This is a genomic window from Pseudomonas sp. S2_B10 (assembly GCF_054668425.1).
The window spans coordinates 3871743-3886762 of record NZ_CP162768.1; the positions used below are offsets into that span (position 1 = coordinate 3871743).

Annotated in this window: 11 protein-coding genes and 1 tRNA gene; 11 read left to right on the forward strand and 1 reads right to left on the reverse strand. The window is 59.5% G+C overall.

All coding sequences use genetic code 11. The features are described 5' to 3' along the window. Nucleotides 1–24: 24 nt before the first annotated feature. From nusA to AB4O45_RS17275, 8 genes are all read left to right on the forward strand, one after another. Entirely contained in the window at nt 25–1506 is a 1482-nt protein-coding gene (gene nusA, locus AB4O45_RS17240) for a transcription termination factor NusA (protein WP_024011569.1), read from the forward strand. 27 nt (nt 1507–1533) lie between these two features. Beyond that, nucleotides 1534–4059, forward strand: coding sequence for a translation initiation factor IF-2 (gene infB, locus AB4O45_RS17245; protein WP_041477933.1), 2526 nt, complete (start codon nt 1534–1536; stop codon nt 4057–4059). 159 nt (nt 4060–4218) lie between these two features. Further along, a complete protein-coding gene (gene rbfA, locus AB4O45_RS17250; RefSeq protein WP_016771753.1) occupies nt 4219–4620 on the forward strand; it encodes a 30S ribosome-binding factor RbfA in 402 nt (133 codons plus the stop codon). 4 nt (nt 4621–4624) lie between these two features. Further along, nucleotides 4625–5542: a tRNA pseudouridine(55) synthase TruB gene (gene truB / locus AB4O45_RS17255; protein WP_150636060.1), complete on the forward strand. Its 918-nt coding sequence runs from the start codon at nt 4625–4627 to the stop codon at nt 5540–5542. Nucleotides 5543–5685: 143 nt separating this feature from the next. Then, on the forward strand, nt 5686–5955 hold the full coding sequence (rpsO, locus tag AB4O45_RS17260) for a 30S ribosomal protein S15 (RefSeq protein ID WP_016771751.1): 270 nt from the start codon (nt 5686–5688) through the stop codon (nt 5953–5955). 204 nt (nt 5956–6159) lie between these two features. Then, the gene (pnp, locus tag AB4O45_RS17265; protein WP_024011572.1) at nt 6160–8265 is read left to right on the forward strand and encodes a polyribonucleotide nucleotidyltransferase; all 2106 of its coding nucleotides are present in this window, start codon (nt 6160–6162) and stop codon (nt 8263–8265) included. A gap of 189 nt (nt 8266–8454) precedes the next feature. Continuing rightward, nucleotides 8455–8530, forward strand: a tRNA-Thr gene (locus tag AB4O45_RS17270). A gap of 229 nt (nt 8531–8759) precedes the next feature. Continuing rightward, nucleotides 8760–9059 (forward strand): DUF6388 family protein, encoded by a 300-nt coding sequence (locus AB4O45_RS17275; RefSeq protein ID WP_076565788.1) that lies wholly within the window; start codon nt 8760–8762, stop codon nt 9057–9059. A gap of 87 nt (nt 9060–9146) precedes the next feature. Here the strand turns inward: AB4O45_RS17275 and nadC are convergent, their stop codons facing one another. Then, complete coding sequence (gene nadC / locus AB4O45_RS17280; protein ID WP_076565789.1) at nt 9147–9995, reverse strand: carboxylating nicotinate-nucleotide diphosphorylase; 849 nt, start codon at nt 9993–9995, stop codon at nt 9147–9149. 264 nt (nt 9996–10259) lie between these two features. Here nadC and AB4O45_RS17285 point away from each other — a divergent pair, with 264 nt between their 5' ends. From AB4O45_RS17285 to ampE, 3 genes are all read left to right on the forward strand, one after another. Next, nucleotides 10260–12437 (forward strand): DUF1631 domain-containing protein, encoded by a 2178-nt coding sequence (locus AB4O45_RS17285; RefSeq protein ID WP_460160363.1) that lies wholly within the window; start codon nt 10260–10262, stop codon nt 12435–12437. Nucleotides 12438–12501: 64 nt separating this feature from the next. Further along, nucleotides 12502–13062 (forward strand): 1,6-anhydro-N-acetylmuramyl-L-alanine amidase AmpD, encoded by a 561-nt coding sequence (ampD, locus tag AB4O45_RS17290; RefSeq protein ID WP_095180353.1) that lies wholly within the window; start codon nt 12502–12504, stop codon nt 13060–13062. After that, a complete protein-coding gene (gene ampE / locus AB4O45_RS17295; protein WP_122747369.1) occupies nt 13059–13898 on the forward strand; it encodes a regulatory signaling modulator protein AmpE in 840 nt (279 codons plus the stop codon). Before ampD ends, ampE begins: the two co-directional genes overlap by 4 nt. The last annotated feature ends 1122 nt before the right edge of the window (nt 13899–15020 follow it).

Consider the following 15020-nt stretch of genomic DNA (forward strand, 5'->3'; position numbering starts at 1 on the left):
GGCTTGCGAAAGGCGAGGCGTACGATGAGCAAAGAAGTACTGCTGGTTGTTGAGTCGGTATCCAATGAAAAGGGTGTACCGGCAAGCGTAATTTTTGAAGCGCTGGAGCTGGCTCTGGCCACTGCTACCAAAAAGCGTTTTGAAGACGAAGTGGACCTGCGTGTGGAAATCAACCGCCACACCGGTTCTTACGAAACCTTCCGTCGCTGGACGGTCGTCGAAGAGAATGATCTCGACGATCCGGCCATCGAGACCTGGCCAAGCAAGGTTGCCGAAACGCATCCTGGTGCCAAGGTCGGTGACGTCGTCGAAGAGAAAATCGAATCCATCGAGTTCGGCCGCATCGCTGCACAGACTGCCAAGCAGGTCATCGTGCAGAAAGTTCGCGAAGCCGAGCGCGCTCAAGTGGTCGACGCCTATCGCGAGCGCCTGGGAGAAATCATCTCCGGCACCGTGAAAAAAGTTACCCGCGACAACGTGATCGTCGATCTGGGCAACAACGCTGAAGCGTTGCTGGCCCGCGAAGACATCATTTCTCGCGAAACCTTCCGTGTCGGCGTGCGTCTGCGTGCGCTGCTCAAGGAAATCCGCACCGAGAACCGCGGCCCGCAGCTGATCCTGTCGCGTACCGCGCCGGAAATGCTGATCGAGCTGTTCCGTATCGAAGTGCCGGAAATCGCTGAAGGCCTCATCGAGGTCATGGCAGCCTCCCGTGATCCGGGTTCGCGTGCCAAGATCGCCGTCCGTTCCAAGGACAAACGCATCGACCCACAAGGTGCCTGCATCGGTATGCGCGGTTCGCGCGTTCAGGCGGTATCGGGTGAGTTGGGCGGTGAGCGTGTTGATATCGTGCTGTGGGACGACAACCCGGCCCAGTTCGTGATCAACGCCATGTCCCCGGCCGAGGTTGCGGCAATTATCGTTGACGAAGATGCCCATGCCATGGACATCGCCGTTGGCGCAGACAATCTGGCTCAGGCCATCGGTCGCGGTGGTCAGAACGTGCGTCTGGCGAGCCAGTTGACTGGCTGGACCCTGAACGTGATGACCGAATCGGACATCCAGGCTAAGCAGCAAGCAGAAACCGGCGACATCCTGCGCAACTTCATCGACGAGCTGGAAGTCGACGAAGAACTGGCTCAGGTGCTGGTAGATGAAGGTTTCACCAGCCTGGAAGAGATTGCCTACGTACCGGTGGAGGAGATGCTCAACATCGACGGCTTTGACGAGGACATCGTCAACGAGCTTCGTGCTCGCGCCAAGGATCGCTTGTTGACCAAAGCCATCGCTACTGAGGAAAAGCTGGCAGACGCCCATCCGGCCGAAGACCTGCTCTCGCTTGAGGGTATGGACAAGGATTTGGCGATGGAACTGGCGGTGCGCGGCGTAATTACCCGCGAAGACCTGGCCGAGCAGTCTATTGACGACCTGCTCGACATCGACGGCATTGACGATGATCGTGCCGGCAAGTTGATCATGGCCGCCCGAGCCCACTGGTTCGAGTAATTAGGCGCGGCCTGAGGAGAGAAGTGCATGACGCAAGTCACGGTGAAACAACTGGCCGATGAGGTCAAAACACCGGTAGAGCGCCTGTTGCAGCAGATGCGTGAGGCAGGTCTGCCGCACACCGCCGCCGACGAAAATGTGACTGACAGTGAGAAGCAATCCCTGCTGACTCACTTGAAGAGCAGTCACAAGGCGAAAGTGGAAGAACCACGCAAGATCACGCTGCAGCGTAAAACCACCAGCACCCTGCGTGTGGCTGGTAGCAAGAGCATCAGCGTTGAAGTTCGCAAGAAGAAAGTTTTCGTACAGCGCAGCCCGGAAGAAATCGAAGCCGAGCGCAAGCGTGAACTGGATGAGCGTCGCGCAGTAGAAAATGCTGCCCGTCAGAAGGCTGAAGAAGAAGCCAAGCAGCGCGCCGAAGAAGAAGCGCGTCGCCAGCCTGCTGCTGCGCAAACCGCTGCCAGCGACGCCGTTGCGGCACCGGCTGCTGCCGAACCTGTTCGCGAAAGCGCACCGGTGGCTGCTGCTCCTGCTCCATCGGCTGACGTTCGCAACAAGCAGAACGAACAGCGCCGTCCGGACAAGCCACGTGCCGACGATAACAATCGTCGCAGCGGTGGCGGTGATGGCGAGCGCAAAAACGCTCCGCATCGCGCATCGGTCAAAGAAAAAGCCCCGGCACCACGTGTGGCGCCACGCACTACCGACGAAGAAAGCGATGGCTTCCGTCGTGGTGGTCGCGGCAAGGCCAAGCTGAAGAAGCGCAACGCCCACGGTTTCCAGAGCCCGACCGGCCCTGTCGTGCGTGATGTGCAGATCGGCGAGACCATCACGGTTGGCGATCTGGCCAATCAGATGTCGGTCAAAGCGGCTGAAATCATCAAGTTCATGTTCAAACTGGGTACCCCAGCGACCATCAACCAGGTGCTTGATCAGGAAACTGCTCAACTGGTAGCCGAAGAACTGGGCCACAAAGTGACCCTGGTCAGCGACACCGCTCTGGAAGATTCCCTGGCCGAGTCCCTGAAGTTTGAAGGTGAGTCGTTCTCCCGTGCACCAGTCGTGACCGTAATGGGCCACGTTGACCACGGTAAGACTTCCCTGCTCGACTACATCCGTCGTGCCAAGGTAGCTGCTGGCGAAGCCGGCGGTATCACCCAGCACATCGGTGCATACCACGTTGAGACTGATCGCGGCATGGTCACTTTCCTCGACACCCCGGGTCACGCTGCGTTTACCGCAATGCGTGCCCGTGGTGCCAAGGCGACCGACATCGTGATCCTCGTGGTTGCAGCGGACGACGGCGTGATGCCGCAAACCATCGAAGCGGTTCAGCATGCTCAGGCAGCTGGCGTGCCGCTGGTGGTAGCAGTGAACAAGATCGACAAGCCGGGCGCCGATCTCGATCGCATCCGCAGCGAGCTGTCGGTTCACGGCGTGACTTCCGAAGACTGGGGTGGCGACACACCATTCGTTCCGGTTTCGGCGAAGATGGGTACTGGCGTGGACGAGCTGCTTGAAGCCGTTCTGCTGCAGGCCGAAGTTCTCGAACTGAAAGCTACTCCATCGGCTCCTGGCCGTGGTGTCGTGGTTGAATCGCGTCTCGACAAGGGTCGTGGCCCGGTGGCAACCGTGCTGGTTCAGGACGGTACGCTGCGTCAAGGCGACATGGTTCTGGTCGGTTCGAACTACGGCCGTGTACGTGCCATGCTCGACGAGAACGGCAAGCCGATCAAGGAAGCCGGTCCATCCATCCCTGTCGAGATCCTCGGCCTGGACGGTACCCCGGACGCTGGCGACGAGATGAGCGTGGTTGCCGACGAGAAGAAAGCCCGTGAAGTGGCTCTGTTCCGTCAAGGCAAGTTCCGCGAAGTCAAACTGGCTCGCGCTCACGCCGGCAAGCTGGAAAACATCTTCGAAAACATGGGTCAGGCCGAGAAGAAGACGCTCAACATCGTCCTCAAATCCGACGTCCGTGGTTCGCTGGAAGCGTTGAACGGTGCCTTGAATGGCCTGGGCAACGACGAAGTACAAGTGCGCGTCGTGGGTGGCGGTGTCGGTGGTATCACCGAATCCGACGCCAACCTGGCACTGGCTTCCAACGCTGTACTGTTCGGCTTCAACGTGCGTGCCGATGCCGGCGCTCGCAAGATCGTCGAGCAGGAAGGTCTGGATATGCGTTACTACAACGTGATCTACGACATCATCGAAGACGTCAAGAAAGCCCTGACCGGCATGCTCGGCAGCGATGTTCGCGAGAACATCCTGGGTGTGGCCGAAGTGCGTGACGTGTTCCGTTCGCCGAAGTTTGGCGCGATCGCCGGTTGCATGGTGATCGAAGGTGTTGTGCACCGTAACCGTCCGATCCGTGTACTGCGTGAAGACATCGTTATCTTCGAAGGCGAGCTGGAATCCCTGCGCCGCTTCAAGGATGACGCTTCCGAAGTACGTGCCGGCATGGAATGCGGTATCGGCGTGAAGAGCTACAACGACGTCAAAGTCGGCGACAAGATCGAAGTCTTCGAGAAGGTTCAGGTTGCTCGCAGCCTCTGACTCGCGCACTTCAAGGGCCACGATGGGCCGTAGCATGCAAATGCACGGCACAGCGTCCGGACTCTAAACGCAACGCCCGGTCTGGCTTTTGTCAGGCCGGGCGTTTGCCGCTTTCAGACCTTGCGGGTTTCACCGCTGGGCAGTAACAGGTAACAAATCATGGCAAAAGAATACAGCCGTACCCAACGTATCGGCGATCAGATGCAGCGCGAGCTGGCGCAACTGATCCGTCGCGAAGTCAAAGACCCGCGCGTCGGCCTGGTCACCATCACCGCTGTGGAAGTGTCCCGTGACGTCGGTCACGCGAAGATTTTCATTACCGTGATGGGTCAGGACAACGCTGAAGACATCGCGCAAAGCATCAAGGTGCTCAATGCCGCCGCAGGCTTCCTGCGCATGCAATTGGCCCGCGAAATGAAGCTGCGCAGCGTGCCGCAACTGCACTTCCACTACGACGAATCCGTCGTGCGTGGCGCGCACCTGTCGGCGCTGATCGAGCGCGCCGTCGCTGAAGACAATCAGCACGTTGCCGCTCCTGCACCTGAAGACACCAAGGAGTAATTCGGTGGCTCAGGTCAAACGTATCCGTCGTAACGTCAGCGGCATCATTCTGCTAGACAAGCCGTTGGGGTTCACCTCCAACGCGGCATTGCAGAAGGTACGCTGGCTGCTCAATGCCGAGAAGGCCGGGCACACCGGCAGCCTCGACCCGTTGGCCACCGGCGTGTTGCCGCTGTGCTTCGGCGAGGCGACCAAGTTCTCGCAATACCTGCTCGATTCCGACAAGGGCTACGAGACTCTGGCGCAACTGGGCAAGACCACCACCACGGCCGATGCCGAAGGCGAGGTTTTGCAGGAGCGTCCGGTGACCGTTGGTCGCGCCGATGTCGAAGCGGTTCTGCCGAAATTTCGTGGGCAAATCAGTCAGATACCGCCGATGTACTCGGCACTCAAGCGTGATGGCCAGCCGCTGTACAAACTGGCACGTGCAGGCGAAGTAGTGGAGCGCGAACCGCGTTCTGTTACTATTGCGCGCTTGGAATTGCTGGCCTTCGAAGGCGATACTGCGCGGCTTGCGGTGGACTGCAGCAAGGGCACCTATATTCGGACCCTGGTGGAGGATATCGGTGAGCAACTCGGTTGTGGTGCGTACGTCGCAGAATTGCGTCGGACCCAGGCCGGGCCTTTCACCCTGGCGCAGACTGTTACTCTCGAAGAGCTGGAAGCGGTACATGCCGAAGGCGGCAACGAAGCGATCGATCGCTTCCTGATGCCATCGGACAGCGGCCTGCAGGATTGGCCGTTGCTGCACTTCTCGGAAGCGAGCGCGTTCTACTGGCTCAACGGCCAGCCGGTACGTGCCCCGGATGCACCGAAGTTCGGCATGGTACGAGTACAGGATCACAATGGTCGCTTCATCGGTATCGGTGAAGTGAGCGAAGACGGGCGCATCGCGCCGCGTCGCTTGATTCGGTCAGAATGACCGGAACCGGTCTGCGTTAAGCGGGCCGGCGAGTGTGGCTGTTAACAGGCATGGTCACTACTCATTTATAGATACAGGGATTTGTCCCTGGCCTGTTGAAGCTGTTTCCCTGAAACAGTTTCCTGATAAGGAAGGATTGCCTCATGGCTCTCGACGTTCAAGAAAAAGCTCAAATCGTTGCTGACTACCAGCAAGCTGTTGGTGACACTGGTTCGCCAGAAGTGCAGGTTGCACTGCTGACCGCCAACATCAACAAACTGCAAGGTCACTTCAAGGCCAACGGTAAAGATCACCACTCCCGTCGTGGTCTGATCCGCATGGTTAACCAGCGTCGCAAGCTGCTGGACTACCTGAAAGGCAAGGACGTGAGCCGGTACGCCGCTCTGATCGCTCGCCTGGGTCTGCGTCGCTAATCAGCGATTGCGCTATGAGGTTGGTGGTCTGTCGGGCGTCAGCGGTTTTCCGCTGGCGCCTTGCAGGCTCCCAGCCTCAAGTTTTATCTGCAGCATGGCTTTACCTGTAGCACCCGGACAATTGCCATCGGGCCGATTCCCGAGATTGCCCAAGAATTCGCAAGAAACCGTTTCCCCCAAGAGCCACAAAGAAGGTAGGACACCGTGAACCCGGTAATCAAAAAATTCCAGTTCGGTCAATCGACCGTTACCCTCGAGACAGGCCGTATCGCCCGTCAGGCCTCCGGCGCAGTATTGGTCACCGTTGACGACGACGTCAGCGTGTTGGTGACTGTTGTCGGTGCAAAGCAAGCCGATCCGGGCAAGGGTTTCTTCCCTCTGTCCGTGCACTACCAGGAAAAGACTTACGCCGCCGGTAAGATCCCTGGCGGTTTCTTCAAGCGTGAAGGCCGTCCTTCCGAGAAAGAAACCCTGACTTCCCGACTGATCGACCGTCCGATCCGTCCGCTGTTCCCAGAAGGCTTCATGAACGAAGTGCAGGTTGTCTGCACCGTCGTTTCCACCAGCAAGAAGACCGATCCGGACATCGCTGCGATGATCGGTACCTCGGCTGCCCTGGCCATCTCCGGCATTCCATTCGACGGCCCGATCGGCGCCGCTCGCGTGGCTTTCCACGAAAGCACCGGCTACCTGCTGAACCCGACTTACGAGCAGCAGGCCGCTTCGAGCCTGGACATGGTCGTTGCCGGTACTTCCGACGCCGTGCTGATGGTTGAATCGGAAGCCAAAGAGCTGACCGAAGACCAGATGCTGGGCGCGGTACTGTTCGCTCACGACGAATTCCAGGTTGTGATCAACGCTGTGAAGGAACTGGCTGCCGAAGCCGCCAAGCCAACCTGGAACTGGGCTCCTGCGCCAGAAGCCACCGAACTGCTGGGCGCTATCCGTGCCGAGTTCGGCGAAGCGATCTCCCAGGCTTACACCATCACCATCAAGGCCGACCGTTACGCTCGCCTGGGTGAGCTGAAGGACCAAGTGGTCGCCAAGCTGTCCGGTGAGGAAGGCCAGCCAAGCGCTGCTGAAGTCAAAGCAGCCTTCGGCGAAATCGAATACCGCACCGTTCGCGAAAACATCGTTAACGGCAAGCCACGTATCGACGGTCGCGACACCAAGACTGTACGTCCGCTGAACATCGAAGTCGGCGTCCTGCCAAAGACTCACGGTTCGGCTCTGTTCACCCGTGGCGAGACCCAGGCACTGGTTGTTGCAACACTGGGCACCGCCCGTGATGCGCAACTGCTGGACACCCTGGAAGGCGAAAAGAAAGACCCGTTCATGCTGCACTACAACTTCCCACCGTTCTCGGTAGGCGAGTGTGGTCGCATGGGTGGCGCCGGTCGTCGCGAAATCGGTCACGGCCGTCTGGCCCGTCGTTCGGTTTCGGCCATGCTGCCAGCCGCTGACGTGTTCCCGTACACCATCCGCGTGGTATCGGAAATCACCGAATCCAACGGTTCGAGCTCGATGGCTTCCGTGTGCGGTGCTTCCCTGGCACTGATGGACGCTGGTGTACCGATGAAGGCACCGGTAGCCGGTATCGCCATGGGTCTGGTTAAAGAAGGCGAGAAGTTCGCCGTCCTGACCGACATCCTCGGCGACGAAGATCACCTGGGCGACATGGACTTCAAGGTAGCCGGTACCGCCAAAGGCGTTACTGCGCTGCAGATGGACATCAAGATCAAGGGCATCACCGAAGAGATCATGGAAATCGCTCTGGGCCAGGCCCTTGAAGCGCGCCTGAACATCCTCGGCCAGATGAACCAGATCATTGGCCAGTCGCGTACCGAACTGTCGGCCAACGCTCCGACCATGATCGCGATGAAGATCGACACCGACAAGATCCGTGACGTTATCGGTAAAGGTGGCGCGACCATCCGTGCGATCTGCGAAGAAACCAAGGCTTCGATCGACATCGAAGACGACGGTTCGATCAAGATCTTCGGCGAAACCAAAGATGCCGCAGAAGCTGCTCGTCAGCGCGTTCTGAGCATCACGGCAGAAGCCGAGATCGGCAAGATATACGTCGGCAAGGTTGAGCGCATCGTCGACTTCGGCGCATTCGTCAACATCCTGCCGGGCAAGGACGGTCTGGTGCACATCTCGATGCTGAGCGACGCTCGCGTTGAGAAAGTGACCGACATCCTGAAAGAAGGCCAGGAAGTGGAAGTGCTGGTATTGGACGTGGACAACCGCGGCCGTATCAAGCTGTCCATCAAAGACGTGGCAGCTGCCAAGGCTTCGGGCGTTTAATCACCCCAACGCTTTAGCGCAATGAAGATGCCCCCGCCGTGCAAACGGCGGGGGCATTTTTTTATCTGAAATTAAGAAATTGTGGCGAGGGGATTTATCCCCTCGCCACAAATGTGGTTCTCAAAAGAATACCATCAGACAACCCACAAATTTGCCGCAGCTCGAGACCGGTGCTAGGTTTAGCCCACCGCCCGTGTAGCTCAGCCGGTAGAGCAGCGCACTCGTAACGCGAAGGTCGCAGGTTCGATTCCTGTCTCGGGCACCAACTCCTCAGCGCGCCACATCGATTCATGTTCCGCAGGTCAGCTTTTTGTGCAAGAGATGTAAAGAGCCGTGTAATTCGTCATGCAAACGTCCTATATTCGGTGCCTGCATGAGCATCGCTTAGCAGTTTTCAGATGATCCCGAATGGTTCCGAAGGCCGGCCAGTCCGCGTCAGAGAGATCCTTGATGATCCAGATCCATCCTCCATTCCTAAGATCAGCGAGAACCCCATGACTGAATTGACCCAAGAGCAACGCCACGAACAAGCGCTGGAAAAATACCTTCTGGATGTGCCGGACCTGAAGGATGAGATCAAGGACCTGAGTCCCGATGATCAAAAAGACCAGATCCAGTGGGCCTTCGAAGATGAAGCCGAAGCGCAGGGCTTGCAGCCGTGGGAGCTGACCCTCAAGTACACGAGCACGCCGGAGGAGTTCGAGGCGCAGCGCCTCGTGCTGCACAAGGAAGCGGCGGAAGTATTGGGTGTCGAGTGGGAAGAGTACTGCGAGATGAACAATCTCGTCGTTTAAAAGCAGCTACAAGTTTTAAGCTGCAAGCTACAAGTAAAAGCACAATCGCTCAGCTTGTAGCTTGTAGCTTGTAGCTTGCCGCTGCGTTTAGAGGCTTAGTCGCATCGACAGATCCACCGCTTTGACATCCTTGGTCATCGCGCCGATCGAGATGTAATCCACGCCCGTTTCGGCGATCGGCAGCAGCGTGCTTTCGTTGATGCCGCCGCTGGCTTCCAGTTTCGCCTTGCCGGCGGTCAGGCGTACGGCTTCACGCATGTCGTCCAGGCTCAGTTCGTCGAGCATGATGATGTCGGCGCCGGCTTCCAGCGCTTGCTTCAATTCCTCAAGACTTTCCACTTCGATTTCCACCGGTTTGCCCGGGGCGATCTTGTGTGCGGCGGCCACGGCTTCGGCGATGCCACCACTGGCGGCGATGTGGTTTTCCTTGATCAGGAAGGCATCGTAGAGACCGATCCGGTGGTTGTGGCAGCCGCCGCAGGTCACTGCGTATTTCTGCGCCATCCGCAGGCCCGGCAAGGTTTTGCGCGTGTCGAGCAACTTGACCTGCGTCTCGCCGACGAAGTCCGCCAGGTACTGCGCGCGCGTCGCTACGCCGGACAGCAACTGCAAGAAGTTCAGCGCGCTGCGTTCCCCCGTCAGCAGTGAGCGAGCCGGGCCTTCCAGGTGAAACAGCGGCTGATTGGCTTTGACCCGCTGGCCGTCGACCACTTGCCAATGCACCGCCACGCGCGGATCGAGCTGGCGAAACACCGCATCGACCCACGCGGTGCCGCAGATGACGGCGTCGTCACGGGTGATGATGGTGGCTTTGGCCAGGCGTTCGGCCGGGATCAGTTGCGCGGTGATGTCGCCGCTGCCGACGTCTTCGAGCAACGCACGGCGCACGTTGTTTTCGATTTCGGCGGTCAGATCGGCGAGACGTAGATTCGGCATAACGGACTCCACAAACAAAGTGGTTCGATTATAGGGGCAGGGCGCGAGCCAACCCAAGGCGAGAACGTTCGTGCCTGACGCATCTGGTCGATTTTCCTGCGCTGAGTGCGAGGTGTGGCGTATAGGGGAAACCCTGAGGCCTATAGCATCGCCGGCCTGTTTTGCCAGATAATCCGCCTTGTATTTGACGTCATGGCTTTGACGAACGAGTCCAGTTGGGCAGTGTCAAAGCGACGAACCGAATCACCGTTCCAGGAGGCTTGGATGCGCAACGACGGGAAAGTGGTGCCTTTGCACCGGGCGACTGCCGATCTGGCGGACCACTCGCCGCTTGCCCGCTTGCCGGTGATTCTGCTGCAGGTTCGCGACAAGGCTGCGCAGCAGCTGCGCCACGATTTGCAGGAGCTGTTCGATAACGCCGACGACACGCTGTTCGAAATGGCCGACCGGGCGCGCAACGACGTCGATCAGAACATTTTTTTCGAAGCCATGCGCGACCTGCGCCTCAAACGCAAAAACATCGAGCGCGGCTTTCTGGAACTGTTCTTTGAAGCCTTCGCCGGCCTTACCCAATACGACCCCGCCGCCAACACACTGCCACGCACGCCGGTGGTCGAAGAGTCGGCGCCGCGCACCGATGCCATGGAGCGTACCGTCGCCGTGCAGACCATGGTCAGCCGTGTGCTCAAGCGCGACGGCTTCGCTCTCGATCAACTCACCGCACGCTTCAGCTCGATGCTCGGCAAGCGTCTGGACGATCAGCACAATCCGCTGAGTCCGGCCATGCTGTGCGAATATTTCCTGCAGGCCGGACGTAACCTCGGCGTCGAGATCAAGGTCAAGCTGATCCTGCTCAAGCTGTTCGAACGCTATGTGCTGGCTGACACCGAACAGTTGTATGGCGAGGCCAATCAGTTGTTGCTCGCCACCGGCGTGTTGCCACATCTGAAACCCGCCGTGGCTCGTCGCATGGTCGAGCCTGCGGACAGCGACACATTGATTGAAGATCTCGACGAGCCGCCAGCGGACGAAGGCATCGAGGAAGTGTTCGCAGCGATGCAGCAATTGCTCGCCCAGGTCCGCGGCCGCGTCACACCGACCCTGGAGCCCGGCGCCCCGGCGCATCCGATCAACACCCGCGACCTGCTGCGGTTGTTGTCGCACTTGCAGCAATACGTACCGGCGCTGGAGGCTCAGGAAGATTTCGATCTGCGTCATCAGCTCGAGCAACTGCTGACCCGGGTCAGCGTCAGAAGCGGCAGGTCCCGCGTCGTCGCGACCGCCGACGAAGATGTGATCAACCTGATCGCCATGGTTTTCGACTGCATCCTCGACGATCGCAACGTGCCCGATGCGCTCAAGGCGCTGATCGGCCGATTGCAGATTCCGATGCTCAAGGTTGCGGTGTTGGACAAGAGTTTCTTCAGCCGCAGCACGCACCCGGCGCGGCGCCTGCTCAACGAAATCGCCGAGGCCGCAATGGGCTGGAGCGATTGCGACGGCGCTGAGCGCGACAACCTATACGTGCGCATCGAACAAGTGGTGCAGCGCTTGCTGAGTGATTTTGTGGATGACCCGGCGATCTTCTCCGAACTGCTCGCCGACTTCCTCGCCTTCACTCAGGAAGAGCGCCGCCGCACCGAACTGCTGGAACAACGCTTGCGGGACGCCGAGGAAGGCCGGGCGAAGGCCGAGCTGGCTCAGCGGCGTGTCGCGCAGGCGTTGCAACAGGCGCTACTGGGCAAAGTGCTGCCGGCGACGGTGGTGAGTTTCGTCCAGCAGGCCTGGAGCAAAGTGCTGTTGCTGACCTGCCTCAAGCACGGCGATCAGTCCGCCGAATGGCATGCCGATGTGCAGACCATGGAACAGTTGGTCTGGAGCGTGCAGCGCCATGACGACGGCGAATCCAGCCTGCGCCTGCTGGCACTGGTGCCGGGTTTGCTCAAGTCGCTGCGCGATGGCCTGAGCAGCACCGCGTTCGACCCGTTTGCCACCAGCGAATTTTTCAGCGAACTGGAGGCTCTGCACGTACGCGTGCTGGAACGTTCCGACGATGCCGAGCACAGCGCCATGCCGCTGATCGAAGTCACGCCCGAGGTCTTGCAGCACAGTGCCGACCAGGCAGCAGCGACCCCGGCGCCGCGCCTGGCGCAAGACGATGCCGGTCTGTCTCAGGTCGAGCAGTTGCGTGTGGGCAACTGGGTGGTGTTCGACGCAGACGAGGAACAGACCTTGCGTTGCAAACTCGCCGCGACCATCGAAGAGACCGGCAAATATGTCTTCGTCGACCGCACCGGGACGAAAGTGCTGGAGCACAGCCGCACCGACCTCGCCTTGGCTTTCAGCCGTGGCGCCGCGCGCGCACTGGATGACACCTTGCTGTTCGACCGCGCACTGGAATCGGTGCTGGGCGACCTGCGGCGACTCAATCGCGGCAAGTGATCGCGCGGTGAGGGCGGATCGCGGCATACTGGGCGCCCACATGGTCGGCGTTGAAGGAATCGGTATGCAGTTGGATCCCGCGAGCGGGTGGTGTCATGGCGTGCAGATCTGCCCGTCGCCCAACTTCAATGAGCGCCCGGCGGGCGAAGTGTCCCTGTTGGTCATCCACAACATCAGCCTGCCGCCGGCGCAATTCGCCACGGGCAAGGTGCAGGAATTTTTCCAGAATCGTCTGGATGTCACCGAACACCCGTACTTTGCAGGCATCGCTGACCTGCGCGTCTCGGCGCATTTTCTGATCGAACGTGACGGCAACGTCACCCAGTTTGTCTCCTGTCTGGAACGGGCGTGGCATGCCGGCGTTTCGATGTTCGAAGGCCGTGAAACCTGCAACGATTTTTCCGTGGGCATCGAGCTGGAAGGCACCGATGATCTGCCGTTCACCGACGAGCAATATCGCGCGTTGACTGCGCTGACCCGGCAGTTGCAGAAACGCTTTCCGGCGATCACCGATCAGCGCATCTGCGGCCACAGCGATATCGCGCCGGGGCGCAAGACTGATCCGGGACCGGCATTCGACTGGGCACGCTACCGCGCCGCCCTGGCAAAAGAGGAAGGACAATGAGTTTTCTGGTGTTACTGCTGGCGCTGTGGATCGAGAAGTTTTCGGCCCTGCGCCATCGGCTTCAACGCGACGGCGGATGGATCCGCGAACTGCACAAACTCGAAAACAGCAAACGGCTGGCCAGGCAACCGTGGCTGGTGCTGACGATTCTGGTGCTGTTCCCGGTGGCGTTGCTGGCGCTGTTGCTGCTGGTGCTGGAACCTGTGGCTTACGGTTTGCTGGCGTTGCCGGTGCATTTGCTGGTGGTGATCTACAGCCTCGGGCGTGGCGATCTGCTCGGTGGCCTCGGCCCGTTCCGCGATGCCTGGCGCCGTGAGGATCTGCAAGCGGCGGCGCACGTCGCCAAGCGCGACCTGGATATCTGCGCCGACAGCGGCGAGCAGTTGCTCGAGCGGGTGCAAGGGCATCTGCTGTGGCAGGCCTATCAGAGTTTTTTTGCGGTGATCTTCTGGTATTTCCTCCTCGGCCCCGTGGCGGCATTGGCCTATCGCCTGCTGGCGCTAGCCGAAGAGCACGGCTGCAATCCGGCGCTGGTCGAGCGTGCTGCGCAGTTGCGTCATGCCTTCGATTGGGTGCCGGTGCGCTTGCTGGCGGCGAGTCTTGCGTTGGTCGGCAACTTCGTTGCGGTCAGCCGGGTGATGCTGCATGAGCTGCTCAACTGGAACATCAGCGCTGCGCAGTTGATCAACAAGGTCGGCCTGGCAGCCGGGGAAGTTCCACCGCCAGTGGTCGGCCCGGACGGCATCAACACCCTCGATTGTCTGTGGGAACTGCTGCTGCGTGCGGCGGTGCTGTGGTATGCCGGGTTTGCCTTGTGGACGGTTCTGGTTCACTGATTACAGCAAGATCAAAAGATCGCAGCCTTCGGCAGCTCCTACCTGGCCGAAGGCTGCGATCTTTTTGCTTTTGATTTGGCGATCACTGCATTGCCATTAACCTTAAGTTACAAAACCTCCCGCCGATTTACGCTATACAGAGATAGCGCCCGATAGTGGCTATCTGCTCTCGTCCCGCGCCTGCCAATAAAAACAAGAAAAACCAAGGGAGACTTCCAGTGAAGAGCTTGCTCTATCCCGCCGTCTCGCTGATGAACCGTCTGAGCTTCGGCATGAAGTTCAGCCTGATCAGCGTGCTGTTCCTGGTGCCGATGCTGGTGACCAATTTCTATCTGGTACGCGATTCCTATCGCGAATTTCAGGGCACACGCGTCGAATTGCAGAGCCTCGACCTGCTGGGCAGCAGCCTGAACCTGCGCCGGGATCTGGAGACCCTGAACAATCTGGTGCAGATCGACGTTACCCTCGGCCAGTCCGGCAAGGCCGGCAATGTCGAAGCGCAGATCCAGACGCTGGAGCAGGCTTTGCTCGCGCGGCTCGAAGGGCTGACGGCGATGACCGAAGACCCCGAGCAGATCAAGCAGTTCGAGGCCAAGCGCGATGAAATGATCGCCGCGTTCAAGGCCCAGCAAGCGGAGAGCTCGCTGCAAAGCAAAAGCGCGTTGATTGGCAAGTTGCTGGCCAGTGCGCAGATTTTCAGCCAGATCATCACCAGTCAGGCCGGGTTGAGCCGCGACAACCAGAGCGACATTCGTCAGCTCAGCGAACTGGTCACGCTGATTACCCCCAGCGTCACGCAAACCCTCGGCGAAGGCCGGGCAATTGGTTCGTATTCGTTGGGCCAGGGCTTTCTCAACAGTTCCTCGAGCACGCGTTTCGACGAGTTGCTGGTGCAGATCGAAAAACTCCAGGCCGAGTACGCCCTGAAACTGCAAGACGCCCTCGGTTCCAGCAGTGCTGCGCGCGAATCCCTCAGTGCCCAGGCCGACACCAGCAAAGCTTCGCTCAAGCAGGCCAGCGAACTGTTCGAAGAACAAGTGGTGATGGCCGATACCCTCGATGCGCCGTGGCAGGCATTCTACGATCAGGTCACCGGGCTGATGGAGCACACCTACCAGCTCA

Coding starts and splice junctions, on each gene's coding strand:
- AB4O45_RS17285 (WP_460160363.1), top strand. CDS start 10,260: ATGCGCAACGACGGGAAAGTGGTGCCTTTGCACCGGGCGACTGCCGAT.
- AB4O45_RS17275 (WP_076565788.1), top strand. CDS start 8,760: ATGACTGAATTGACCCAAGAGCAACGCCACGAACAAGCGCTGGAAAAA.
- rpsO (WP_016771751.1), top strand. CDS start 5,686: ATGGCTCTCGACGTTCAAGAAAAAGCTCAAATCGTTGCTGACTACCAG.
- ampE (WP_122747369.1), top strand. CDS start 13,059: ATGAGTTTTCTGGTGTTACTGCTGGCGCTGTGGATCGAGAAGTTTTCG.
- infB (WP_041477933.1), top strand. CDS start 1,534: ATGACGCAAGTCACGGTGAAACAACTGGCCGATGAGGTCAAAACACCG.
- rbfA (WP_016771753.1), top strand. CDS start 4,219: ATGGCAAAAGAATACAGCCGTACCCAACGTATCGGCGATCAGATGCAG.
- ampD (WP_095180353.1), top strand. CDS start 12,502: ATGCAGTTGGATCCCGCGAGCGGGTGGTGTCATGGCGTGCAGATCTGC.
- nusA (WP_024011569.1), top strand. CDS start 25: ATGAGCAAAGAAGTACTGCTGGTTGTTGAGTCGGTATCCAATGAAAAG.
- nadC (WP_076565789.1), bottom strand. CDS start 9,995: ATGCCGAATCTACGTCTCGCCGATCTGACCGCCGAAATCGAAAACAAC.